Source organism: Bdellovibrio bacteriovorus str. Tiberius (assembly GCF_000317895.1).
In the GTDB taxonomy this organism is placed as follows: Bacteria; Bdellovibrionota; Bdellovibrionia; order Bdellovibrionales; family Bdellovibrionaceae; genus Bdellovibrio; species Bdellovibrio bacteriovorus_F.
Window position 1 is genome coordinate 3,244,488 of the sequence record NC_019567.1, and the last position, 26,369, is coordinate 3,270,856.

The following is a 26,369-nucleotide window of genomic DNA, read 5'->3' on the forward strand; positions in this document are numbered from 1 at the left end:
GCCTTTTTTTTTGTTTTAGACAAGTGACTTGAACCAAACAATAAACCAAGCATGAACCCGGAGTTTTTATGAAAAAAGTAGTGTTTGCTGCCCTTCTGTTAAGTGCCTCTTCCGCCCTGGCTGACGTCAGTTCATTCATCGGCCGTTACGACCTGAATGCGTCTGACATCAATGGTGAGACCTTCTGCTATGACGGAGTGATCATATCTGAGAACGAAGAATCTGAACTGGAGTTCTATCGCGCCGACGTCACCTATATGCCGCTTTATAAAGGTGTTGTGAATGGCGGGGCTCGCGACGTCAGTGGTTCTCACGGCGAGGCGTTGAGCTCTTCCAAAGGGAAGGAAAAAGTGACCTACAAAAACGGCACTCTGACATTCCAATACAGTGGAGTTAACAAGTTCCTGGGTGTGCCTGCCAGCCGCGTGCAGAGCGGTGTCTCCATGAAAATTTCTGAGAAAGGCCGTGTGCTGACTCTGACCCGCAAAGAATTCGAAGGTGTTGCCTTCGGCGTGGGTCGCGATGCTGTTGCCAAGTGCGAATACATTCGCAGCAAATAATACCGGAATAAAAAAAGGGAGGCTTCTAGCCTCCCTTTTTCTTTTTAAACCCGTGCTTTCGGGAACAGTCCTTCACCCTTCGTGAAGAGCTTTTTCAACCAGACACCAAAGCTGTCTTCCGGACCCGGCAGACGTTCCGCGATGATCAGCCCTTCGCCACGAAGCTTGCTTACCAACGCCTTCATTTGCTTTTCAGATTCGTCGGAATGAGTGAACTTCACGCCATAACCCGGGATATCCGTTCGGTTGTCCTTGTAAACCACCGTCCCGTTCACTTTGATGTGCTGGCTTTGGTAAGTCCACTCCATCTCAACCGTGTCATTTTCATTCAGTGCCGGTGCGGAAGAAAGGAACAACCCACCCTGGGAAATACTTTTGATAAAGGCTTTCTGCCCATTGGCAGAACCCATGTGATTGAAGTGATAGCGAGGAGCCGCTTCCCACCAGCGCATGCGCGGATCGAAGTAAACCTTCTGCACGGAAGGCACCACAAAGTAAGCCACCACCAGAACATCGATCAAAACCACCACCAGCAAAAGCACCAGAGTGCTCATATTCATGTTGGTCCAATAACTGTAGATATTTGAAAGCAGAATCACCAGCAGACAACCCAAGTAAGCCCAGTAGCTCCAACGGCGGCAAATATAGATGAAAACACCTGCCAGCACCGGCACCAGAACATAAAGAGCCACCAAAGGTTTTGGCAGAACTTCAAACCAGTAAGTCCACTGCTGCGACAGCGTCCTTCCGGAACGAACTGCATTCAGCAAAAGGTTACCCGCCGGAGCCAGGATGTGAAGCAAAGCAAGGATGATGAGGGACCATGGTTTTGTTTTCATATCAAAAATGATATGGAACCCTCAATTCCTAGACAAGGAAATAGTTGTCGATGCTCTTTTCAAGCCGTTCGTTCAAATCTTTCAGACTGCCCAAAGTTTCGATCTTGACCACTTCGTCCACAGGATAAACAACAGCCAGTTTCACCTGCTGCACGTTTTCCAGATACTTCATGCGATACAAAGCCCAAGTGTAGGCCTCAAGCTGCCTGAAAGCTGTGTCAGAATACCGTTGGGACCCGGTTTTGTAATCCACCATCCACAACGTCCCGTCAACAATGCCCCAAAGATCGATCTGCCCCTGCATCAGGGCCTCTTTGTACTTCAGAGCAAAACCCCACTCGACAAAACCTTCGTTGATGATTCTTAATAGAGGCAGTTCCGGGGTTTTTGCCAGGAACTCCAGCGGCTTTTTAAGGTCCTCGTCTGAAATCTTCAAAAGCTCATCAAATGAAGTGAACTTCAAAGCCTCAAACAGTCGGTGAGCATTGGTCCCCTGCTGAGCCCGCGCCAACCCAGACCCCAGCTGAGAAGCTTTCGGCGTGTAACCGCCACCAGCCTGCACACCCTCGGGGGTCACCAGTTCAGTGACCGAGATGTATTTTCGTTTTTCAGAAGCCTCAGCCTGCCACTGCGGGCGCAAATCTTTTTCAGCCAGGTCCTGCTCTGACATTTTGACGGGTTGAGGATTTTCACTGCGTACAACGTAAGAGAAATCTTTTTCCTCGTGAAGACCTTCTTCCAGATTCAACGGGCAATGGGCCGCCCAGGATTTCTTCCCGATTTTTCTATCCCACAACAGTGTCACCCCGGATTTTGCCCGGGTCAGAGCCACGTACAAAACACGGTTGAACTCTTCAGTTTCACGTTTGCGCAGTTCTTCCACAATCTGATCGGCCAGCACACTGCCGGCCATGGCTTGAGTTTCTTCGTTGCGCACTTTCAGGGACCACAAGCCGGTTTTTTCATGAATGCTCAGAACCGGCGCATGACTTGCGCGCGGGTCATTACCCATACCCGGCAAAATCACCTGATCAAACTGCAAACCTTTTGACGCGTGCACGGTCATAAAGTTCACACGCTTTGGTTCAATCACCGGCGTCGCATCCGCATCCTCGCCCCCTTCGTCCGTAGACAGGGTTTCAAGACTCGAATCCAGGAAGTCCAGATAGTTAAAGCCCGGACGGCGTTCTTCCTGCGAAAGCAAAGACACCACTTTCCACAGATTCGCCTCGCGACGACCGGTGGAATCAATGCGGGCGGAATAATCAAACAGCCCCAGGTCAATCAGCGCCTTTTTCAATGTCCAGGACAGACCTTTGACTTCCGCCTGCGCCAAAAGCGCCTTCATCACCCGCAACGGATGAATTTCCGGCTTCTGATCCAAGGTTTTTTGCGCCTCTTTCCAGAAAGAATGACGGAAAGAATGGCAATAAGAAAGAATCTCGCTGTCCGGCAAAGCCAGCCATGGGGATCTTAAAAGCGCCACGAAATTGGCATTGTCATGAGGATTCACCAAGAACTTCAAAACCGCCAAAGCGTCCAGCACCTCGCGGCGCTCATAGAATCCGCTGCCGCTATGAAGCTGCAAAGGCACGCCGTATTCCTGCGCGACTTTGGCAATGTCTTCCAACGTTCTATGAGTTCGGCCCAGAACACAGATTTGCTCCGGACTGGTTCCGGATTGCAAAAGCTCCTGAATGCGTGCGACGGTGGCCAGAATCTCGGCCGAAGTTTCGTCCTCGTCACCGGTTTCAGACAGCACAACCTGCACCACCGGAGTTTCGGGACCTTTTTTCGGTTTCTTTTCATCCGGGGTCATCGCAGCAAACTGCGAACCCAGGCGAGTGAAATAATGATTGAAGAACTCCAGCACTTCCGGGGAAGACCGGTAGTTCACAAGTTTGACCTGCACGTCGCCCTGCTGGGCTTCGATTTCGGCCACTTTTTCACGGAAGACCTCTGAACGGGCGCCACGGAAAAGATAAATACTTTGCTGTGGATCCCCGACGATGAACACCGGTTTTTCCCCAACAAGGTGGCGCAACAGTTCCACCTGTACGGGACTTGTATCCTGATACTCATCCACCATCCAGAAGTCCCACTCTTGCGAGAACTTCACGGCGGCATCCGGCTGATCCAAAGTGATTTTGGAAGCCAGGGTTTCAAGATCACTCATGGATAGCAGACCGCTTTCAAGCTTGGTCTGCATAAAGTCGCGGCAGAAATTCTGCGCCAGTTCTTCAAACAGCGCGCAGTTCTTTTCATGGCGATCCCAGTATTCGGGACGATAGCGTGGCTCGGCCAACAAACGGTCGACGCGGTCACGCAGTTCTTCCAGCTCTTCATTCAGACTTAAACTGAATGGCGGGGTCGCTTTGCGAAAGACCGGCTTGCTGATATTTTCCCAGAAAGATTCCAGACGGGCAAAGAAGGCCTCCCAGTCACCGTTCGAGGCATTCCAATCAAAGCCAGTCATAGCCCCGGCATAATCAACCCATTTGTCATTGCTGGTTTCCTGGGAAATTTCCAGGCACACCCGGCGTAAAGCTCCGCCGATATCAGCCACAAACTTGGCGGTTTCTTTTTCCATCTCGCCACGGCGGATGAAGGTCATTCCCGGGAAAATCACCTGCTCGCCGAAAAACTTCAGCAGCGCCCCTTCCAGGGTCTGAAAGTCATATTCTTCCAAAAGTTCCTGCAACTGCGGATTTTCCAGCAGATATTTGCGCATGATCTTGCGCGCGCCTTTGCGGATTTCAGAATCACTCATGATCTTGTAATCCGGAGTCAGGCCGATGGCAGAACCATAACGGGAAAGGAACAGACTTAACACCCCGTGGATGGTTGAAATCTGCACCTGGGATTTTGAGCTGACAAACTGGAACAGGTCATCACGCTTTTCATCCAGAGCTTTTCCCAACAGACGCTCTTTCAGTTCTTGCGTGGCCTTGCGGGTGAACGTGGTCACCACGATGCGGGGGAACTTCCCGTGCTTTTCCTTAAAGTCGCTCGCGAACTTCAAGAAAGTCTGGGTCAATGTCGTTGTTTTCCCCGCACCGGCACCGGCACGCAGGATGATATTTCTTAGTTCAGGTGTGGTGCCCGACATTGTCGCCTCCACTCACAGCTAGTACAGGTTTTAAAATCTGCGGGCTTCGCATCACATTCGCCATTTTTGATGCGACCCAAAGTCGTCATTAGAATCTGGCTGAATTCAGTCAGATAGCGCTCTTTGGCTTCGAAGGTGGCGTTTTTGTCTTTACGTTTGTTGGCGGGATACAGAACCCCGGCAAGGTCATCGACTTTGAAGCCCTTGCGTTCAAAATTTCTGAAAACATAATAGAACAAGCCAATGACCTCACCCTGCACATCCTGCACAAGGCCCTTTTCCAGAACCCACATATAGAACAACAGCTGCAATTCATGGTTTTTCAGCCAAGAGCCATGGGCAGAAATCCCGCCCGAGGAACTTTTATAGTCAACCACCACCAGTTGCTTGCCGCCATCACTGTCGATACGGTCAATCTGACCTGAAATGCGGAAGCAGTTGTCACGAGCCTCGGTGGAAATATCCCCCGATTGCGGATCCAGATAGAATTCAAAACGTTTTTCACGTCCGACAGTGCGGGTTTTCTTGAACTCTTCACGCCAGCGTTTTTCAAAATCCAGGAAGCGCAGACCCAGTTGAATGTGCTTCTTTTTTAGCGGAGTCCACAGACGCTCGTCTGCAAACACCAGCTTCTTTTCAACCCGCACGGTTTCAAGCAACTGATCTAGCTCTTCAACCTTCCAGTCAAAACGCATGGGTTCGATTGTCAGTTTTTCGAAAATGGCGTGGGCTAACTGCCCGCGCGTGCGGTGATCCACGTCCAGATCAACATCCGGCAGGTCTTTTAATTTGAAATATCTTTGTGCCGCGAAGATAAACGGACACTCCAGGAAGCTTTCCACCGCCGACGCCGAAATACGTGGCAATTCGGGTGATGTAATTGTGGCAAAGGGAACTTTCCCCAGATCCTGAAGGATTCTTTGTTCGACCAGGTCTTTTCTTCCGGCCAATAGAGGGCGCTCCCCGCGCTGAGTGGAATGTTGCAGTTCATCCCAGCGGGTTTCCAATGGCACGGTCAGTTTTTCATGCTCGCCTTGCAAGCTCATCCAGAAAGTGGCCGGTGAACACAGGGAACCGCTCAAGTCCGTGGCGCCGAAGCAATAAAGGTCTTCATCACTTTCAGCTTCTGCCAACAGGCGCAGTTCAAACTCCAGATCGCTTTGATCCGGATTGTCCAGATAGAAACCAATGTCTTTGGCTAGTTCAAAATAGTCTTGTCCCGAAAGCTGGGTCTTGTTGCGACCCTTCAAAGCTTCATCAGTCAAACCCACGAAAATACGACGACGGGCTTTTTCACTGTGTGCCGACATCAGCTTCGTCACCATGATCCCGCGAGGCTCGCCTTTTTCCAAAGTGTATTCCTTGGCAGCGACGATGCTTTCAAGGTAGCTCAGCCATTCCTTCCAGGTCAGGGACGTTCCGGCCACGGCGTTTTGCAAAAGTTCGCGCAACACGACCTGCACGATATCTGTTTCATCGGAATTCCAGGATAACAAAGCTTTCGCAACAAATTCATCACGCTTTAAGAATCCCCCTAGATCCATCTGTTCGAAGAAGACCTTGTGCACGATTTCATTGCGCGCAAGATCCTCGTTCACATACAGACTTTTAAACAGGGACCGGAATTCCTCATAGCGCAGCTGCTGGGCTTCTTCTTTTTCAAAGAACGAAATCTCAAGATCTGAAGTCGACAGTCGGCCGCTTTTGGATCTGAGCAGCGCCAGCCAGCGGGTCACTGAAGGCAGGCTTTGCGCTTTGTGAGTGATGTCTTTTTGAACAGGAATGCCTTCCTCAGCCAAATAAGCCTGAAGCACGGGCCAGTAGGTTTCAATGTCCGGCGCAATAACGGCGATATTTTCCGCGACGATACCCTGATCCAGCCACTGACGGACCTGACCGACACTGTGTTTGATTTCAGCGAGCATGCCTGAGAAGCGCAGAACTTCTGATTTCTTTTCACCACGCACCACCGCCGGAAGCTTTTGCACCCCGGTGCTCATGGCTCGCAAATCTTCATACGGTCTTAACAGGAAATGGAAGTCGGCACGCCAGGCCGGTGTTGGCTCCAGCACCACGACATCAACAGAACGGGAAAGCACCTGCAGAATCTCGGCTTCCACGCGCGTAATCTCACCGCTGAGATCCACGATCAATGGCATATTCCAGACTCTTTCCAGGTCATTGAAGTTTTGCAGGTACGCAGTGATCCAGTCCGCCGTGATCACACGGTGTTCCTGCAGCAGCTTCAGCGCACAGAAACGCGCGCGCAGATACCATTCTTTCCAGCGGTTCATGGCTTCAGGGTGACTTTCAAACCATTCCGTCAAGCGAGCTGTGCCTTCCGGGTGAAAGATCACTGCCGCCATCTGATCGATGTAGCTGAACACCGTGTCTTCGGCCGAGGAATTCACGCCCAAAACTTCGGCGTGTTCATCCATGATCGTGCGCAGAAGAGATCTGGCAAATGGATCACTGACCAGACGAAGCCCCGGATCCAGACGCTTAAGCAGCATCTTCCACAGGTCACTGGCACGCAGGACGGATTCATCGATGTACTGGCCATCACGGCCCAGGATTTTTTGCTGAAGCTCAAATTTAGTGCGCAGATCCGACACGAGCCAGGATTGCTCGCGGGGATTGTAATTAGCGAAGATCTCAGAAATCTGAGATCTACTTTCAATGGAAATTACTTTCAGCATTCAGGATTACCGGCGTTGTTTCAGTTTTCTCTTCTTGCCGCTATTATCCGTGAATTTGAAGTTAGCATCAAAGCTTAAATCAATGCTGAGGCCCACCATGATGCGATTGTCAGCACTCTGACCCGGATAGACACCCAGCTCTTCTGTGTAACTTGCAGCATCAAGACGGAAAATAAAGAAATCAAAGCCCGCACCATAGGAGAAATACCCCTGATTAATACCGGCGCGGATATCCAGGAACGGAATTGAAATCTCGGTCCCCAGATGCAGTTTTTTACCGATCTGAATGTCCGGATCCAAAAGGTGCTGACCTTCCAGCGCCACAATCCAGTCAAGCCCCGGAAGATCAAAGCCCAAAGAAACCCCGGCCCCCAGATTCTGAGGAATGTGCGAAGGCGCCTCTGCCCCCGCGGTCTTTTCAAAGGCCGTGCTACCCACATCTTTCCATACCACTGTCAGTGTTGGATTTAGCGGAGTATCTGCCTGGGTCAGAATTGCGAGATCCACGCCATAGCCCGTGCCCTTGTTTTCAAACTGATCCATGATGGCGTTGATGTCACTGGCGTTCGCCACGGTCGTCAGACCCAGCTCTTGCACGTCCCCGCCCCAGCGGTTCACACGCTTCAGCGCCAGTCCCAGGAAGGTTTTCGGACCCAGTGGATATGCGCCACCGACATAGTAAGCCGAATCGTTGCGGAAGTAGGTCGTAAATTCGGGATATCCGGGATTATGCAGCTCCAGCGAAAGAGTATAGTCGGTGTAATAGCCAAAGCCGATATAAGGCAACGCAATGGCAGCACTGCCCGTTCCCAGGAAATGCAGACGACGACCGAACAACCCATTGTAAGTGGACGGATCATCCCCATCGATGTCTTCGATGGCGTCCAGATCCTCTTTAGTCGGAGTTCTGCCACCAAGGCCCACACTCAAAAGATGAATATCAAGACCTTCGATTTTTCCCATCGCGGCCGGATTCGAAAACAGAGCTTCTGATCCATGAACTGTGGTCAGCATCGTGCCCCCCATCCCCATGGAACGGATAGGACGATACATTTGATTGATCTCTTGCGCCTGTACCGGCAACCCCAGAAGCACAAGAATGAAAGACGCCAGGAACTTCATCATCAGAACCCCGGTATTTTCAGTCGAGGACAGCACGCGGCTGCATCGGGATAAACTTTGGTTGGATCACAGGCGCCAAAGCCCATGCCATTGGTGTCCATCAGAACACGAATGGTATAAAGCAGTTCAGGCCCCACGGCAGCTTCATTGGTGGCTGTACAGTTGCCTGCACCGGCTACGGATTCACACTGCTCTAAAGCATCTTGCAACGCCGTCAAAGTGGAGTTGTCCCCGGACAGGACGGAAGCCAGCGCAGAGATGTTTTCGAAAATCAAACCGATGCCTGAAGCAACCTTTTTGGCTTCAGTGTCAGTGATGGATCTTGTTGGTGCCACCACCGGAGCGGGAATCGAAAGAGGATTCTGCGGGCTTGGGCCCGGCTGCGCCCACCCGTCAGTGGCTGTCGCAGTACCCGGAGCACCGGAATAGTTATGACAGACGCTGTAGTTGGTATTGTAAACGCCATCCACCACGCCATCATTCGTCGGATCCAGTTTCGCACTGATCGTTGTTCCGATGCGGGCAATACCCAGAATGGTCATAAATAGATTCTGATCCTGAGTACGCTGCAAAACTGTTCCCAGGCTTGAGATAATAGAAATCGCCTGATCACAGGACGCGGTATCCAGGGTGTTGCCACCAAAGATGGAAACAAAGAACGGAAAAATATTCGCTGACGGACTGTTTTGCATCCCGCTGATGATATCCACGAAAGTGAAACCACATTTTCCGGCATAAGCTCCGGCCAGCGTTTCTTTCACACTGACTTTCGCAGCATAAGTTGGCGACAACTGATTTTCGATAATATCAATAGCTTCGTCCCATTCAAGGGCATCAAGCTTTTTCTTGGCTTCATAATAAAGCGCATCGTCTGAATCGGTATCAGAGACATCCGTCAGCAGATTGGGCTGCGCACAGGAAGTGGTCAGAACCAGGCTCAGTAGAATTATGAAAGCTTGTTTAACACATTTCATGCTTCATCCTTAAAACCGGTATGCGAACTTGACGGTGTATCGTCTGTCTTCTTTGGGTGCATCTGCGGTGCCGACTTCTTCGCCGTAGGTGGCAAACTGCCACTGAAAGCTTTCGGAGGCGAGCTCCATACCAGCGGTCCAATATCTTTGATTATATCCGGCACGGGCAAAAACCACATCCCCGAAGTTCAATTCGAGACCGCCGTGGATCAATTTGGCTTTGTCCTCTTCATCCCCTGATGTTAATAAACCACGGTACTCTACAGTCCATGCAGAGCGAACGTAGTTAGAATGAATCGGAAAGATTGCTGCTGCGACATCAATGTCCTGCTTCACCAAATTGGGACGGTTGGCTGTGTCTAATCGGACACCATGTGCCTGATCGAAACTGGTTCCACCCACATCACGAACCACAGCAGAAATTGTTGGAATCATTTTCCACGGAGCCGCCAGAATCAAACCAACATCTGTTGAAAGGCCCACGCCTTCACTGGCGATAGAGTCATAGTCCATCGGACCCGTCGCCGACAGAGCCGGATCATCGACTTCCACGCGACTGATCAGCTTGGTGTTGAACCCCAGTTTCACCCGCCCGTCGAAGAAGCGGAAGTTGAAACCCAGAACGAAGGCAAGGTCATTGCGATAATAGGCATCCACGGTGGTGCCATCATCAGACATCATCGCATCCAAAGTGTAATTTCCATAAATACCCACACCAAAGTTTCTGCCCACGAACGACGGAAACACCTGAAGCTTGGCGTGGTAAGGCATATTGCGGTTTTTTTCCAAAGCCCCCAGCACATCTTCCAGACTGTAAGGATTTGAGAACGAAGAATCCGCATAGAAGCCTTGAGTTTCAGAACCGAATTCGATCTCTGGATCGAAAATGGTTCCATAGAAATCACGAAGCTTACCCAAAGCCGCGGGATTCACCAGCAAAGCTGTTTCATCATTGGTTACAGCCAGGCAGGCACCGCCCATTCCCAGGCAGCGGACACCGCTATAAAAATTTTGGCGCGCACGAGCGTTCACATCCGGTGTGAACACCATCAACAGAACTATTTGAATGAGCGCTATCCACAAAATCCTTTTCATAGATACCTCGTTAATAAGAAGTCGAAACAAGTCATTATGCTTATCGGTCGATCAGGGGATCACATTGAGACGTTTCAGAAAAATACATTCAAAGGTCCTGCTTACATATTCGTTACGAATTCACGATCAATGTCATTTGCGAGTTAAGGCCGCCCGAAGAAATCCGATAAGTTCTCTGTACTTTAGACCAAGGAGTTTCCAGGATGTTTTCGAAGAAAATCGCAACTATGATTCTAGGATTGAGCGCAGCTATTCTCACGGGATGTGAGGGTGAACAAACTGAAAAAGACATGATCGCCGAAGCCCAGTTCTGCCTGGACGAAGCGCGAGATGCCGCCTCTGCCAATGCCTGCATGAGCAAGATCAACGGCATCACCTCCCCTAACGCTTATACATTAAGATGTGCTGCCGGGTTTATCTCTTCCGGTATCACTTCGGCTGCCAATCTGTCCTCGGCCCTGACTGCGATCAGTGAAGGCGGCGGTCCAACAGACATGCTAACGGCGCTAAGTTTTGACGATGTCGTACTAGCCAACAACACAGCCAATTATTGCAATCAATCCGGCCAAAAAGGTCTGGCATTGATAGGAGCAATGGCGAAAAGCGCCACAGCTCTTTCAAATGCAGCGAACTCCCTAAACTTGGGTTCCTGTGACGGAAGCGACATCTCCTCGTGCGATCCAGCGGCAATTGAAAATGCCATTAGTGACATTCTCGCCAACCCAAACTCAAGTGCCGCGATTGAGGCCGTAGAAGCTATCGGCTCCTCTATTCAGACTGTATACTCAGTCACTTGTGGTGGCACTAACAACGCCAACTCAGACATCTGTGGTGACATCAACCAAGCGGCTGCTACAGCTGGCATTGACATATCCACCGCGGATATTTCAGCCATCGGCCAAGCCCTGCTAGCTCAATGGAATCCAACCCCATAATCGCAAAAGGTACCTGCTTACTTTTGCATAAGCTTTGCAGCAAAATAGAAAACGGCCCATTTTAGGGCCGTTTTGCTTTTTCCAGATCTGAATTTCAGTTTTAGAAGTCGAGGTTGAGACGGGTCATGTACACGCGGCTTTCCACCGGAGTGTTGCGGGTTCCGACGTCATCCGCGTAAGACGCGAAATCCAAATTAAAGATCCCCAGCTCCGCGGAAATACCCGCTGTCCAGAAGGCCTCTTTCAAACCCACGCGATAATGACCTTTCCACCAGGTGGAAACAGTCCAGTCGAACTCAAAGCCCAAGTGAACACCTTTTCTCCAGTTGAAATCAGGGTGTCCCAGATCACGCACATCCAAAACGCCGCGACCGCCAAAGATCCACATGCTTGGGTATTCCCAGCGCGTTCCGATGTCGACAACACGGTAAAGCTTTTCCGGCTCGCCGTTTTGACCTTCTTTATTCAACAACTTCAATGAAGAACCAAAGCCGGTTTCAGCCACGTTACGAACAACCAAACCCACAGTCGGGCTGGCCAGACGAAGCACTGACCACAAACCTGAATCCGGTAATTCCGGAGTCCACAGGAAGCCGATGTCGGCATCAATCGTGTAACCTTCCAGCAGGTCCTCTTTCTTGATGATCTCGTCACCAGTTGAAAGATCCACGGCACTGATAGGACGGCTATAGAATCCACGGTTCACAAATTTACCCGTCACACCCCAGGACAGACGTCCATGGTCCACACCTTTGACGTCATCAGCATAGGAAAGTGCCAGTGTTGTATCCGCATACACCGTCGTATTGATAGTTGGACCCAACTGCTGGTGCATCGCCATTTCCAAAGAAACATCCGCAGGGATCAACGCGATCCCCCAGTTTGGACGAACCCAGAAGCCCTCCATCGGAGCAATTCGCATGGAATAGACTTCACCATAGTTCTTTTCAATCAACTCAAGGTAAGCTTGCTGCTTCTGCTGCTCTGATTGATTGCTTTTTTCAATGTCCGAATATTCATTGTAGAAATCCATCGCCCCTGGCGTTCCACCCGCCGTCAAAGACAGATTGATTTGACCGTCTTCACGACGAGCCAGACCTGCCGGGTTATAGAACATCGCCGAATAATCATTGGCAACCGCCACGAAGGCGTCACCCATCCCCAGGGCCCGAGGCGCCTGATAGTGATGGTGAATGGTGGTGCTGACGCTTTCAGCCTGCGCAGATACAGTGGTGATCATCGCAGACAGGCCCGCGAGGAACAGGAATCCTCTATTGAACATAAATTTTGCCTCCAAAATTCTTACCATTGATTGTAGACATAATTTATACTTTGTCTTATGCGAGTTTTTCTTAGCCTCCTTTTTTTGACCTTGGTCGTGAGTTCAGTTCAGAGCATGGCAGCTCCCACAACAACGACCACTTTAGAAACCTCCCCGCTTTCAGGCGAGGACGACGCGGATCTGGCATCTGTGAAAGTCTCAGATTTTGCAGAACGCAAAGAATTTCTGATTCAGACTGCCGTCGGATATCAGAGCGGAAATTACCTGGAGCGTGATGAATGGGCCCAAGGCCCTTATCTGGCAGTGCGCTTTGCTTTGCTGAAACAGTCCCCTTTGCCGGCCTGGGACTATGAACTTTCCTATAACACAGAGGAATTCCTCGGAGTGGGATTGGGCCACCGCTGGTACTTCGTGGAAGAAGACCGTTATCTGCCTTACGCGCGTCTGGGCGGCAATGCCTATCTGGAATCTTCAGATGGTGTGACAGGTCTGATTGAAATCCGCCGCTGGCGTGTGCATGCCGGGATCGGTGCTGGCGAAACGTTCACCGGCGAAGTCGGCACCGGGTTTTCAGTGACCGGGCCGGATATCTATGCCCAGTTCGGTTATAACTTTCAATTCTGATTTTTTAGCTCTTCCAGCCATTTCAACAACCGGTCCACTTCGCGCAGCAAATGCTGCTCGTCGCGGTTGTTGTGCAGAACAAAGTCCGCCTGCTGCTCTTTGAACTGAATGGGAATCTGGGACGCAATCCGCATCTCGATTTCATCCTCGCTCCAGTTCTGGCGGCGCAAACGCTCTTTTTGCTGTTCCTTCGTGCAGGCCACAACAATTACACCGTCAAACTGATCCTTGGCGCGGGTCTCAAACAACAATGGGATATCATAGATGGCAAGCTTGTGCCCCATGTCCTCGTGCAGACGGCGGCGGCGGCGGGTTTCCTCGCGGATCAAGGGATGAGTGATCGCTTCCAACCTGTGCAAGAGCTCGGGATGTCCGAAGACCTTCTGCCCAAGTTTGCGCCGATCCAGGGCCCCTTCGGCAGTCAGAAACTCTGGACCGAACTCTTGTATGACGGACTTAAGTCCAGCAGAGCCCGGTTTCACGACTTCCTTGGCAATTTCATCAGCATCCACCACCGGAATGTCATAAGTTCGGAGCATTCTGCTGACCGTGCTCTTGCCACAGGCTATACCTCCGGTCAGTCCAATCCATTTCATATTTGAAACTCCTTAAGGATTATTTTTATTTTACCGATAGTCTTCTCAAAGGGGAACATGATTTCATGTCTCAAGCTGTGGAACAGTTCGGAAAATACATTCTTCTAGAGAGACTCGCCGCCGGCGGTATGGCGGAAGTGTATCTTTCTAAATCCACAGGCGCAGTGGGCGTCAATAAGTTCGTCGCAATCAAGCGCATTCTTCCCCAATATTCCGATCATCAGGACTTTATTGAGATGTTCAAGGAAGAGGCAAAGATCGCCGTGAATCTGAATCACGGGAACGTTGTCTCAATTTACGATTTCGGGGTCGAAAGAGCTCAGTTCTTCCTTGTCATGGAATACGTCGAAGGCCGCAACCTTCGCCAGATTCTGAATGAGCTTAAGAAAACCAACACTCAATTCACCATCGAGCAGATCGTATACATGATCAAAGAGGTCGCGGCTGGTCTTGACCACGCTCACCGTTGCATCGATGGCACCACCGGCAAACCACTGAACATCGTTCACCGTGACATGAGTCCGCAGAACATCATGGTCAGCTTTGAAGGTGAAGTGAAGATCATCGACTTCGGTATCGCCAAAGCGGAAACGCAGATGGAAGCCACCAAAGCCGGTACTCTTAAAGGTAAATACGGTTACATGAGCCCTGAGCAGGCAGATGGTCAGTCCATCGACCCGCGCACGGATATTTTCTCTATGGGTATCGTCCTGTGGGAGCTTCTGGCCAACGACCGTCTGTTCACTTCCAACAGTGAAGCGGCGATCCTGCGCAAGATCCGTGAATGTCAGGTGCCTTCCATCAGAAAGATCAATCCTTCCGTTCCACCGGAACTGGAAAGAATTGTGAACAAGGCGCTGGCGAAAGACAAAAGCCTGCGTTATCAGACTGCGGCGGCATTCCACCGTGATCTGAACCGTTTCCTTAATACTCAGTATCCAGAGTTCTCCCCGCACGACTTCAGCGTGTTCATGAAGAACGCCTTCTCGGCAGCCTTCCTTGAGCAGCGTCGCAAGCTGGTTGAATTCGCCAAGATTCAGGCGCAGCCGGTTTCTGAAGACAAAACCATTGTCACTCAGACAGACATGCGCACACCTCAACGTCCTCCGGCTTATGCCCCTCCCGCGGAAGCAGCCGAAGGCGAAGAGCGTCTGGATCTGGACACCTCCACTGATATTCGTGTGAACCTGGACAATCTGAAAACGCCACCAAAACCTTCCATGCCGAAGGTTCCAGGCGCAACAGACACCAACATCACACAAACCCGCACGTCGGCTACAGGCACTTTTGCCTCGGGCCCGGGCACCATGACTCGCACTCCTTCCAGCGTTTCCCCGATGGGAACACGCACGTCCATCGGCAGACCGGCGCCAAGTTCTTCCATGGAAGACATCACCGGCCTTGCGATGAAAGCCGTGGGTGCTTTGCTGGTTGTTGTGGGCTTGTGGTGGGGTTACACCAATTTCGTTGCAAAAAAATCTCCGGGTAAATCCGGCACGACAGCAGGCCTGACACCGAAACCGGCCAACACGGGCAATGCCCAGGCTGCCGGCACCATGCAACAGACTGAACTGGCTGCGACTTCTCCGGAATACACTGTGACCATCTATTCCAATCCGGGCGGTGCCCGCGTGGTGATCGATGGCAACGACACGGGTGAATTCACACCGGTGCGCAAGACCGTGAAAGCCAACACTCCTTACAGTCTGCGACTGGTGAAGGAAGGTTACACGGATCTGGTGACAACCATCACTCCAACTTACGAGGCGTACTCTTTCACTGGAACTCTGCAACGACTTCCAAGAGTGGCTTCCCTGATTATCAACATCGTCAACGGCGGCGCTAATCCGGAACTTCGCATTGCCGGTGTTCCAGTCAGCATCAAGCCAAGCGGTGACGCTTATCTGATTCAGGCTGAAGTTGGTGTCAAAATACAGGCTAGAAACAAGACGACAGGACTCTCTGCAGAAACCACAATTACGGTTCCGGCAGACCAGAGAAAAATTGTAGATTTATATCTGAAATAATCACTTCGTCGCAAAGTTACGGCAACCAGGAGTTTTCATCATGACGAAGCCCACCACTTTGGGTCATTCCATTCTAAGCATGCGCAGTCGCAGTCCTCATCACGTGGCTGTTAAATACAAAGTCAATGACTCCTGGAAAGAAAAAAGCTGGAACGAATACTATTCGGACATCGAAGCTGTCGGCTGCGCCCTGCTGTCTTTGGGAATCAAACCCGGTGACCGCGTGGCCATCATGGCGAACACCCGCCTGGAATGGTCTACGACCGATCTGGGCATCTTTGGCATTAAGGCCATCACTGTTCCAATCTATCAGAACAACACCGCTGATGATGTGGAATACATTCTGAACAACTCTGAATCCCGCATTCTTATCTGCGAAAGCCGCGGACCTTTAAAAACGTTCGAGTCCGTGAAGGCAAAATGCCCGAAAGTGGAAAAGGTCATCGTCTTTGACGAAACCTGCCCGAACCCGGAGGCGATCACGTGGCCGAAACTTTTGCAGATGGGTAAAGACTATCTGGCAAAACACCCAAGTCAGTTCCAGGAACTCTGCGCTTCTTTGACCCAGGAAGATATCGCCACTATTTTGTACACTTCCGGAACCACCGGTCGCCCGAAAGGCGTGGTGATGACTCACCTTCAGGCGATCAGCGAAGTCAGCGAAGCTTTCCCGCTATGTGGCGCCACCGAAGCGGACACATCCCTGTCCTTCCTGCCTTATGCACATATTTTGGGTCGCATCGAACACTGGGGTCATGCCTATATCGGCTTCACCCTGGCATTCGCGGAAAGCCTGGAAAAAATGCGCGGCAATCTGACAGAGGTTCGTCCGACCTTCCTGATGTCGGTTCCCCGCATCTTTGAAAAAATTTATGCTGCAGTCACCGCACAGATTCAAACCCAGCCGCTGAAAATGAAAATCTTCAACTGGGCTCTGGAAGTCGGCACCAAAGTGGGCGACTACAAAATGAGTGGTCAGGTTCTGCCCCTGGATCTGCTGGTGAAATACGAACTGGCGAAAAAACTTGTTCTGGACAAAATCCCCACGGCATTCGGAGGCCGTCTGCGCTTTGCCATCAGTGGTGGCGCACCGATCCCTCGTGAAATTGCGTTGTTCTTCCACGCCGCTGGTGTGCTGATTCTGGAAGGCTATGGCCTGACTGAAACAACGGCCGCTATCACGGTGAACACTCCATTCAATTACAAATTTGGCAGTGTGGGCCGCCCGATTGGCGAAGTGAAGCTGAAAATCGCGGAAGACGGCGAGATCATGGTTAAAAGCGACAAGGTGATGAAGGAATACTACAAAAATCCTGAAGCCACCAAAGAGGCTTTCACCGATGGCTGGTTCCACACCGGCGACATTGGCGAAATCCTGCCAGGTGGTGACTTGAAAATCACCGACCGCAAAAAGGACCTGATTAAAACTGCGGGTGGTAAATACGTGGCTCCACAGCGTCTGGAAGGACTGCTAAGTCTGTCGCCATATATCGCCAATGTTCTGGTCCATGGCGATCAGAAAAAATACATTGTGGCCCTGGTCACGCTGGATCGCCCGACAGTTGAAAATCTGGCCAAGGAAAAACAAATCAATTATTCCGACTGGAATTCTTTGGTGCAGTCCCCGTTCGTGGCGGAACTTATCCGAAAGGCCGTGGCTGAAACCAACACCCAGCTGGCAAGCTTTGAAAGCATTAAAAAATACATCATTCTGCCCAACGAATTCACGGTGGAAGGCGGCGAATTAACTCCGTCCCTGAAAGTGAAAAGAAAAGTGCTGGATCAGCGCTATAAGGAAAAAATCGAAGAGCTCTATCTATGAGAACACTGCTGGTCACCTCCGCGGTGACATTTGTTCCGCACAACTATGACAAGCTGACGCTGCCGTTGGCGCAAGAGCCTCATATCGAGGCTCTTGTCATTATCGACAACCGCAGTTGGGATATTCTGGTTAAAGCATTCCTGCTGATACTGACTCTTGCCGCCCCCCGCATGGGCTGGCAGCTGCTAAAAAACTTTTTCGACAACTCGCTGAAACGAAAGCAGCAGGCCTATGAAGCCGCCGGGAAAAAGGTCTACGTCATCAAGGACATCAATTCCGACACATCCCTGGCCCTGCTGGAACGCCTGCAACCGGATCTGATTCTGAATGCACGCACCCGTTCATTCTTTAAAAAGAAGCTGCTGGCCGTTCCCAAAATGGGATGTTTGAACATCCATCACGGCCTGCTGCCGGATCAGCGTGGTTTGATGTGTGACTTTTGGGCCCATCTTTTAGACACCCCGGCAGGATTTTCCATTCATGAAATGACCTCGAAACTGGATGACGGCGCCTTGCTAAAGGTCGTGGAAGTTCCCTCCGATAAAAAGGATTATCTAAAGTCCCTGGATCTTGGAGCGTCATTCGAAGCAAAAGCAGCCTCGCAGATCCTTCAGGAGTTCGCCTCCCAAGGTAAGATTCAGGGTCTTGAGAACCAGAAAACTGAAAGAACGGTTTACAGAAGCAATCCACGCTTGCGTGATTTTTACCGGCTTCGTTCAAAAGGAGTCAGAATATGAAAACCATCATTGCTCTGCACGGAAACCCCGGCCATCCCGAGGACTGGAGCCTTTTGCAAAAGAGTCTGGATCCCAACGCCTACCGACTGCTGGCAGTTGAAGCTGACAGCGAGGAATGGATCCGCCTGCTGACTCAGGATAAATCCAAAAAAATTCTGCTGGGTCATTCCTGGGGCGGCTATCGTATTTTGAAATCCCTGCCAAAGTATCAGGACTATGTGGAACAGGTGGTGCTGGTCACCCCTTACATAAAACCCGAGCGTCCTTTGTCGGCTGTTGCCAAGGGGCTTTTGCAGTTGCCCGTTCTTGGTGACAAGTTGATCCAATCCAGTCATACAAAATCCAAAGACGGCTTCTTCGCTGATCTGATTCATCCCCTGAAAGCCGATGCCCTTCCCTATCTTGCCAAGGTTCAAGAACGCCTGCAGGACTGGAAGCTGTGGCAAAAAACCGTTTCCAACAAAATGAAAATGGAAGCCCATCCGTGGTCTGCCGGTGACGTCTGCAAGGTCCCCGTGACGGTGATCTATGGCCGCCAGGACAAGATCAGCCAGGATCAGGCACAGAATGAAATCGTCTCTAAATACCCGTCCCACAAGATTGTCCATGTCGACAATGCGGGACATGGTCTGCTGTGGTCTCACGTTCAGGACATTTTGAAAATTCTGACGACGGAAGCCAGCAGCAGTGCTTCAACCCCGGACAGCAAGATCGGTTATTATCCAGGTGAAGACGGAAGAAACAACGTCATCACCTACATGGAAAAACACTTGCGCGAATTCCCGGAACGCGTGGCTTTACGCTGGGCCAATCCGCAAGCTTTGGCGCAGTGGAATGGGGATCCCAAAACCCCCATCAAACACGATGAAATCACCTATCGCCACTTCGCCGCCCGCATCAACTCGTTTGCGCGAGGTCTGATGGACATCGGCATTAAAAAAGGCGACCGGGTCATCATCTTCCTGCCGATGAGTCTGGACATGTACACCGCCATGTTTGCGGTTCAGCGTATTGGTGCCATTGCCGTGTTCCTGGATTCCTGGGCGCGCAGTCACCATCTGGGCGCTTCCGCAGAATGCGTGGGCCCGAAAGCCATGATCAGCTTCAAAATGGCGTTTGATCTGGTGGAACAAGTCCCCGAATTCAAGTCCATGCCGATCCGTGTTCTTTACGGCCCCGGCGACAAGTTCACGCACAAATTTGAAGAGCTGCTGAAAGCAGAACCTTCCCCAATTGAGCCGGTGGAAAGTGAATTCACCGCCTTGATCACTTTCACAACGGGATCCACAGGAAAACCCAAGGGTGCCAACCGCACTCACCGATTCCTGTCGGCCCAGCACCATGCACTTTCTCACGTGATTCCGTACACCGAGAAAGACAAGGACATGCCGGCCTTCCCGATTTTCAGTCTGAACAACCTGGCCTCCGGCGTAACCACCATCTTGCCAGCATTGAATCTGGCGGCTCCGGCCGCTCATGATTCGGCTTTGCTGGCGTGTCAAATTATGCATGAAAATATCAACTGCACGACCCTGTCACCAAGTATGCTGGTGGGTGTAGCCAAGTTCTGTAAAGAGAACAACATTCAGCTGACCGGACTGCGCCGAGTGGTGACCGGTGGGGCGCCGATTTCCAAGGATGACGTCAAAGCATTCTATGAAATCGCGCCGCAAACTGACCTGTGGATTTTGTATGGATCGACGGAAGCAGAGCCGATGGCCCATATTGAAGGCCGCGACATGCTGAAAGAAAGCAATATCACCGATCCTGAAATCATCGAGGAAGGCGTGAACGTCGGTCATATCAGTGAAGACATCGACTATCGCTTCATCCGTATCAAAGATGGTCCCATCGAACTGAAGGACGCCCCATGGTCCCAGATCGAGGTTGCCAATGGTGAAGTGGGTGAATTCATCTGTACCGGGGACCACGTCTGCCGCGACTATTACAATAATCCCGAGGCCTTCAAAACAACGAAGATCATGGATGAAAAAAACCGCGTATGGCACCGCACAGGCGATCTGGCTTACATCGATCCCGACAAGAACCTATGGATCGTGGGCCGGGTGAACAACGCCATCGAACGCGCCGGCAGGTACTATTTCCCGGTTCGGGCCGAAGTTCTGTTAAAGCGTATGGACTTTACGTATCGCTGTGCCTTCCTGGGTATGGATGATGCGAAGCTCGGTCAGGCCACCTATGCTGTAGTCGAACTGAAAGAAGGCATCGACGCGGCTATCTTTGATTTTGCCGCTGCGAAAAAAGAAATCCAGCGTGTCTTTGAGAAAAATAAAATTCCGGTGGATGAGATCAAATTCGTCAACAAGGTTCCCATGGATCCGCGCCACCATTCCAAAGTGGAATACAAAGTGCTGCGTGACCAGTTGAAAGAACCGGGAGTTGTCATTGGCTAAGTGGTGGATACTGGTCAAAGAAAGATTCAGTCCGGCCTCTTATGTGCCCATGATATTCCTGTTCTCATGGGCCAATGGGTTGTACCTGACTAAAACGCTTGAGCAGGACTGGAACTGGTCCCGCTTCGCCGTGGTCTTTGTACTGCTGCTATCGTTCTTTTTCCGCATGCGCCTGTTTGATGAAATCAAGGACTATGAAGTCGACCTGAAGGTCAACCCCACCCGCCCGCTGGCGCGCGGGGTTTTGTCCGTGGCGCAGGTCAAAAAAGCGCTGTTGGTTCTGATCGTGCTGGAACTGGTGATCGCTGGTTCTTTGGGGCTTTCGCCGTTCCTGGTTCACGCCATTGCCATTGGCTACAGCCTGATGATGTACGAAGAGTTTTTCATCGGGGATCTGCTGCGCCCGCATCTGACGACGTATGCGGTGTCTCACACTTTTGTGAGTGCTTTGCTGGGATTGTCTGCGGGTATTGCCATGACCGGCATGGAACTGACCGAGCTGAAGACCGAACACGGTTTGTTCTTTTTGATGAACTGGTTCTTTTTCAATCTGTTTGAATTTGCCCGAAAGACCTTCGCCCCGGAAGAAGAGCGCGACCATGTTCCCAGCTATTCCAATATTTTTGGATGCACCGGAGCCTGGGCCCTTTCAATCAGTCAGGCGGTTTTGGGTGTGGCTTTGATTTATTTCCTGCATCCGAACCTGTGGCCACCGATTGCTTTGACGGTGTATGTGGCCGTGAGCCTTGCCTATCTTTTGCGTAAATCACGCAAGACGGCAGCCTTCTTTAGAAATATCAGCGGCGTTTATCTGCTTGTTCACTACATCATCCTTATATGTATCTTGGGAGTTTAACCATGCTTGTCACCCCCAAATCGACCCTGTTTTTTGCAAAGAACGAAGCCGGTGGTAAAGGCTTTAATCTTTATCTGATGTCCCAGGCCGGTTTACCGGTTCCTGAATGGGTGGTTTTCGGCAAACGCTACTTCCATGAGTTCCTGCAGTCCGCTGACGTGAAAGCCCGTCTGGAAGGTATTTTGGACCGCCTGCTTCGTCAGGAGCTAACCCCCGCTCTGGCGGAAAAAGAAGTTTTAAATCTGTTTGAATCGACTCCCCTGCCGGCGACGGTGGAATCCTCTTTGGAAGAAGCCCTGCAGTCCCTGGGGTCCGACAAGGTCTTTTCCGTGCGTTCTTCCGCCGCGGACGAAGACAGTCTGTCGCATTCTTTTGCCGGACAGCTTTCAAGCTATCTGTATGTTTCTGGCAAATCCGACATTCTGAAATACATTCGTCAGTGCTGGGCTTCGGCGTTTTCTGAACGCGGTCTGGTGTACCGTCTGGAAAACAAAATTGATCTTAAAAAAATCTCGGTGTCGGTGGTTCTTCAGCGCATGATTGACCCGGATAAGTCCGGTGTTTTGTTCACCTGTGACCCGGTGGCGAAAAAAACCGACACCTTCGTTGTTTCCTCGGTGTATGGCGTGGGCGAAGGACTTGTTTCCGGGGCTTTGGATGCAGATTCATTCTGGCTTGATGCCAAAAGCGGAAAAATGCTGCGCGAAGAACTGGTCGAGAAAAAAGAGATGATGAAAAAGTCCGCTTCCGGTCATTGCGAAATGAAACCGGTCAGCGCGGATAAAGTGAACACCGCCTCTTTAAGCTCTGAGGAAATGAATGGCCTGTACCGCCTGGGGCAGAAAATTCAGGAACAATACCACCGCCCTCAGGATATCGAATGGGCCGTGGAAGGTGGCAAAATCTATATTCTGCAAACCCGTCCGGTCACAAGCCTTGATCAGGATCTGATTGGTTATCCGAATCTGTGGGACAACTCGAACATCATCGAGTCCTATGGTGGATTGACGTCGCCATTGAGTTTTAGCTTTGCTCTAAGAAACTACAAGGCCGTCTATGTGCAGTTCTGTGAAGTCCTGGGGGTTCCCAACGACATCATCAAGGACATGGACTCGTACTTAAGCTATATGCTGGGTTCCCTGGACGGCCGCGTGTATTATAACCTGTTTAACTGGTACAAGCTGGTCGGCGTCTTGCCGGGCTTTAAACAAAACCGCGAGTTCATGGAAACGATGATGGGTGTTTCTGAGGCACTCAGCGATGAAATCGCCAATCGTATCAAGCCCCATCCTTCCTGGGACACTCCGGTGGGCCGCCTGCGCAAGGCGATCACGGGCTTTAACTTTATCAAATACCACTTCACTATTCAGACAGTCGTTGATGACTTCCTGACGACCTTCCACAAGGACTATGACCGCTTCCGCGCCATGCCGCTGAAACGCATGCGTGGGGATCAGTTGATCCGCGTGTACATGGATGTGGAAAGAAACATGCTGGGTCGCTGGAAAGCGCCGATCATCAATGACTTCCTGTGCATGGTGCACTTTGGTCTTTTGCGCAAGCTGACGACCACGTGGCTGAAGGAGCTTGATTCCACTATCCAGAATGACCTTCTGGCTGGTGAAGGCGGTCTGGAAAGTGCCGAGCCCACCAAGGCTCTGCTGCGACTGGCAGCCAAAGCCAACCAAAATGAAGGTCTGCGCAAGCTGATTGAAGAAACCGATCCGAAAGAGGGTCTTGAGGCCCTGAACCAGTCCCCTTACACCGAGTTCTACAAGCTGGTGCTGGACTATCTGGACCGCTTCGGTTTCCGCTGCATGAGCGAAATGAAACTGGAAGAGATCGATCTTCTGACCGACCCAAGCTATCTGTTTGTGTGTCTGAAGAACTATCTGAAAGCCGGTCAGGTGGAAGCCCATGACGACACCCACGAAAAGAATCTGCGCCAGCAGGCCGAAGCCAAAGTGGCGGGGCATCTGACAGGCATTAAGCAGAAAGTCTATTTCTGGGTTCTGAAGCACGCGCGCAAAGCGGTGAAAAACCGCGAGAACACGCGCTTTGCGCGCACCCGCATTTACGGGATTGCACGCACGATCTTCCAGACTATTGGTGAAGACCTGGCATCGCTGGGCGCTTTGGAGAATCCGCGCGATATCTTCTGGCTGACCATCGAAGAGGTCTTTGGTATTTACAACGGCACGCTGCCGTCATTTGATCTGAAGGCCTTCGTTGAGCTTCGCAAGAAGGACTATGCCCGCTTCACCGAAGAAACCGACCCGCGTGTTATGACCCGTGGTGCAGTTTACTGGAACAACACATTTATCAAAGAAGAAGACCTGTCTCAGGTCAGCAGTGAATCCGGCGACTGGGATCTGAAAGGTCTGCCGTGCTGCCCGGGTGTGCTTGAAGGCGTGGTGAAAGTCATCATCAATCCAAGCGACAACCTGGATCTGAACGGCGAGATTCTGGTCACCGCGCGCACCGATCCAGGATGGGTGCCGCTGTATCCGGCGATTTCAGGTCTGTTGGTGGAACGTGGCAGTCTGCTTTCGCATTCCGCCATCGTCGCCCGAGAAATGGGAATCCCGGCGATCGTCAGTATTCCGGGACTGACCAAGAAACTGAAAACCGGAATGCGCGTGCGCATCGACGCCAAAGCCGGAACCATCAAAATTCTGTCAGAGTAGCGGCGCTGCTTCAGCTTGCGCACCTGTCGGTGCTCCAGTACTGCCGGCGAGGCCGAAAAAAAAAGGCTGCGAGGAAACTCGCAGCCTTCTGCTTTTTGGGGAAAGCAATTTTAGGGACTAAAGATTCAAGGTGCCCAGCTCAAACTGCTCAAGCCCCTTAAAGATCATTTTCAGCTGATCAGAGAACACTGTGGATTTGCGGGAATCCAGATCCACCGTCGTGCAGGGAACCGCGCCAACAAGTTTCTTCAGAACTTTACATTTCACCGTGGTGGAGCAACTGGTGTTGTTGCAGGCCACAGGTGTTCCGTTGAAGAAGCTCAAAGTCGGATTGCTCATAAAGGCCTGAGTGTCGATGGCCTCAGAACAAGCTCTGCGGCGAACGCCGGATTTGTCAGAAGGACACATCCAGTCTTTAACCGCGTCAATAAGATCTGCACGGGAAGACTGCAAAGTCAGAGGTTTCACAGTAGGCGTCAGCAATGTGAAGTGAATCGTCGCCTGAGGAATCAAAGCATCCACCGGAGAGAACACTTTATAGAAACCCAAACCACGGCTGAATGTACCGAAGGAATCAACATAAGGAGAATTCACTGGTTTCAAACGCAGGCACTTTTTAGTGGTGCATTCCAAAGTCTGTTGGGTGATGCGGGACGTGGTCCCGATACGAGTCAGGTTTTCAGGATAGTAGCCAACATCGTGATAGTACCAGTTGCCGTCCGTCATCATCTCCTGGAAATCAGACGACGCGAAAGAACCAAACACCGGACGACGCCACATTTTTGCAGCCGCCGGAGCCAAAAGCCAACCCGAGTTGCAGGAATGGAATACCACAAAGGCATTCGGAGCCAATACGCTGCCAAGTTGTGCGAACTCTGGATCTTCGTGATCCAAGCGGTCCCGTTTATCCTGAAGACGGAATCCGTTGTAAGTATTTGCGTGTCCATAGAACTGCAATGAAGAAATCGGGGCATTCAAATACTGAAGCGCCAGAACCAGACGTTCTTTCCCCAGATCATCTTCGTCAGCTTTACGAAATCCGAAACCTGCCTTGGCCAGCATCGCGCTTTCAGCAGAAAGGGATTCATTCACCGCGCTGATAATAACGCGCTGTCTTTGCGGGAAGCGGTCACGGGACACTTTCGCACCGATGATCGCGGACTGCAGAAACTGTGTGCCCTGATCATTGCCAAAGCCTGCCACAAATACGTCTGTTGGAACACCCGCACGAAGCTTTGCTGGTTCAGAAGCAATCAGATAAGCCGCACTTTTTTGCGCCCAGGAACCCGCCACAAAAGCCAGAGCCCCGACAAGAAGCTTGAATTTCATTTAGACCTCACAAGTTAAAACTGAAGGCCACGTTCTACCACAAACACGAGGTGATCTAAACATTCTGTGATAATTCACAAAGGCACGTGAAAAGAGTTCAGTAAAACGTCACCTTGTCAAAAACTTAGACAGCGATGTCAGTCCAAGTACCCGCATTTTCCCTGTGAAATGGGCACGCCTCTCGCACCTGTCCCCGTGTGATTTAAAAATGGAGATTATATGAAAATTCTGAAATCGATCGTTCTGGTGGCTTTGAGTCTTTCCGCGGTAAATGCTTCTGCTTATGGTTTGGAGTGCACGACTCAGTCTCATATCATGGACTTTTTAACTCTGGATCGTGACGGCGGCGAAGAAACCATCACCGTGAACTATCTAAGCGAACGCAAAGAACGCTTCCTGGTGATCAAACACACCCACGAACACATCGTGGCCGTGAAAGGCCAAGTCAGCGAATCCAACCCAAATAAAGTGGAACTGCTGTTGGACGCCTCCGGCAACGGCCAAATGGCCCTTTACGGACAAACAGCCGACGTCAGCTGCACCGAAAAATAAGCCAAAATGCAACCGGGAACCAAGGCGGTTCAAAACGGTTGCTATGCAAGGCGGAGGTAAGCCCTCGCAGCGCAGGCGTGCTCTAAGCACGTCGGAGCGAGAAGGCTTGC

Annotated in this window: 19 protein-coding genes; 10 read left to right on the top strand and 9 right to left on the bottom strand. The window is 51.2% G+C overall.

Annotated features, from left to right (window positions below):
• The first annotated feature begins 68 nt into the window (after positions 1–68).
• On the top strand, positions 69–560 hold the full coding sequence (locus BDT_RS15385; RefSeq protein WP_015092160.1) for a hypothetical protein: 492 nt from the start codon (positions 69–71) through the stop codon (positions 558–560).
• Positions 561–604: 44 nt separating this feature from the next.
• Here BDT_RS15385 and BDT_RS15390 read toward each other — a convergent pair whose 3' ends face one another.
• Genes BDT_RS15390 through BDT_RS15415 form a run of 6 tightly spaced genes read right to left on the bottom strand, consistent with a single transcriptional unit; the run spans position 605 to position 10,398 of the window.
• On the bottom strand, positions 605–1,399 hold the full coding sequence (locus BDT_RS15390) for a PilZ domain-containing protein (RefSeq protein WP_015092161.1): 795 nt from the start codon (positions 1,397–1,399) through the stop codon (positions 605–607).
• A 28-nt stretch (positions 1,400–1,427) separates the two neighbouring features.
• The gene (locus BDT_RS15395; RefSeq protein WP_015092162.1) at positions 1,428–4,508 is read right to left on the bottom strand and encodes a UvrD-helicase domain-containing protein; all 3,081 of its coding nucleotides are present in this window, start codon (positions 4,506–4,508) and stop codon (positions 1,428–1,430) included.
• A complete protein-coding gene (locus BDT_RS15400; protein WP_015092163.1) occupies positions 4,484–7,207 on the bottom strand; it encodes a PD-(D/E)XK nuclease family protein in 2,724 nt (907 codons plus the stop codon). The genes BDT_RS15395 and BDT_RS15400 overlap by 25 nt, the downstream gene beginning before the upstream one ends.
• A gap of 6 nt (positions 7,208–7,213) precedes the next feature.
• Positions 7,214–8,332 (bottom strand): hypothetical protein, encoded by a 1,119-nt coding sequence (locus tag BDT_RS15405; RefSeq protein WP_041577947.1) that lies wholly within the window; start codon positions 8,330–8,332, stop codon positions 7,214–7,216.
• Positions 8,332–9,303: a hypothetical protein gene (locus BDT_RS15410; protein ID WP_015092165.1), complete on the bottom strand. Its 972-nt coding sequence runs from the start codon at positions 9,301–9,303 to the stop codon at positions 8,332–8,334. The genes BDT_RS15405 and BDT_RS15410 overlap by 1 nt, the downstream gene beginning before the upstream one ends.
• A gap of 9 nt (positions 9,304–9,312) precedes the next feature.
• Positions 9,313–10,398, bottom strand: a complete 1,086-nt coding sequence (locus BDT_RS15415) for a hypothetical protein (protein WP_041577948.1) — start codon at positions 10,396–10,398, stop codon at positions 9,313–9,315.
• 203 nt (positions 10,399–10,601) lie between these two features.
• Here BDT_RS15415 and BDT_RS15420 point away from each other — a divergent pair, with 203 nt between their 5' ends.
• Positions 10,602–11,333: a hypothetical protein gene (locus BDT_RS15420; RefSeq protein WP_015092167.1), complete on the top strand. Its 732-nt coding sequence runs from the start codon at positions 10,602–10,604 to the stop codon at positions 11,331–11,333.
• A gap of 100 nt (positions 11,334–11,433) precedes the next feature.
• On the opposite strand, the gene BDT_RS15425 is transcribed toward BDT_RS15420, so the two are convergent.
• Positions 11,434–12,615: a hypothetical protein gene (locus tag BDT_RS15425; protein WP_148278864.1), complete on the bottom strand. Its 1,182-nt coding sequence runs from the start codon at positions 12,613–12,615 to the stop codon at positions 11,434–11,436.
• 114 nt (positions 12,616–12,729) lie between these two features.
• Between BDT_RS15425 and BDT_RS15430 the strand changes: the two genes are divergently transcribed.
• The gene (locus tag BDT_RS15430) at positions 12,730–13,239 is read left to right on the top strand and encodes a hypothetical protein (RefSeq protein WP_015092169.1); all 510 of its coding nucleotides are present in this window, start codon (positions 12,730–12,732) and stop codon (positions 13,237–13,239) included.
• Here the strand turns inward: BDT_RS15430 and coaE are convergent.
• Positions 13,230–13,835, bottom strand: a complete 606-nt coding sequence (gene coaE / locus BDT_RS15435; protein ID WP_041577950.1) for a dephospho-CoA kinase — start codon at positions 13,833–13,835, stop codon at positions 13,230–13,232. The genes BDT_RS15430 and coaE overlap by 10 nt on opposite strands.
• Before the next feature lie 65 nt (positions 13,836–13,900).
• Between coaE and BDT_RS15440 the strand changes: the two genes are divergently transcribed.
• From BDT_RS15440 to BDT_RS15465, 6 genes are read left to right on the top strand one after another with little or no spacing between them, the layout of a single operon-like run.
• Complete coding sequence (locus tag BDT_RS15440; protein ID WP_015092171.1) at positions 13,901–15,862, top strand: protein kinase domain-containing protein; 1,962 nt, start codon at positions 13,901–13,903, stop codon at positions 15,860–15,862.
• A 40-nt stretch (positions 15,863–15,902) separates the two neighbouring features.
• Positions 15,903–17,684, top strand: a complete 1,782-nt coding sequence (locus BDT_RS15445) for an AMP-dependent synthetase/ligase (protein WP_015092172.1) — start codon at positions 15,903–15,905, stop codon at positions 17,682–17,684.
• On the top strand, positions 17,681–18,421 hold the full coding sequence (locus BDT_RS15450) for a formyltransferase family protein (protein ID WP_015092173.1): 741 nt from the start codon (positions 17,681–17,683) through the stop codon (positions 18,419–18,421). The genes BDT_RS15445 and BDT_RS15450 overlap by 4 nt, the downstream gene beginning before the upstream one ends.
• Complete coding sequence (locus BDT_RS15455; protein ID WP_015092174.1) at positions 18,418–20,835, top strand: alpha/beta fold hydrolase; 2,418 nt, start codon at positions 18,418–18,420, stop codon at positions 20,833–20,835. Before BDT_RS15450 ends, BDT_RS15455 begins: the two co-directional genes overlap by 4 nt.
• A complete protein-coding gene (locus BDT_RS15460) occupies positions 20,828–21,691 on the top strand; it encodes a UbiA family prenyltransferase (protein ID WP_041577951.1) in 864 nt (287 codons plus the stop codon). Before BDT_RS15455 ends, BDT_RS15460 begins: the two co-directional genes overlap by 8 nt.
• 2 nt (positions 21,692–21,693) lie before the next feature.
• On the top strand, positions 21,694–24,378 hold the full coding sequence (locus BDT_RS15465) for a phosphoenolpyruvate synthase (protein ID WP_015092176.1): 2,685 nt from the start codon (positions 21,694–21,696) through the stop codon (positions 24,376–24,378).
• Between the two features lie 117 nt (positions 24,379–24,495).
• On the opposite strand, the gene BDT_RS15470 is transcribed toward BDT_RS15465, so the two are convergent.
• On the bottom strand, positions 24,496–25,707 hold the full coding sequence (locus BDT_RS15470) for a hypothetical protein (RefSeq protein WP_015092177.1): 1,212 nt from the start codon (positions 25,705–25,707) through the stop codon (positions 24,496–24,498).
• Positions 25,708–25,926: 219 nt separating this feature from the next.
• Between BDT_RS15470 and BDT_RS15475 the strand changes: the two genes are divergently transcribed.
• Positions 25,927–26,259 (top strand): hypothetical protein, encoded by a 333-nt coding sequence (locus BDT_RS15475; RefSeq protein ID WP_015092178.1) that lies wholly within the window; start codon positions 25,927–25,929, stop codon positions 26,257–26,259.
• The last annotated feature ends 110 nt before the right edge of the window (positions 26,260–26,369 follow it).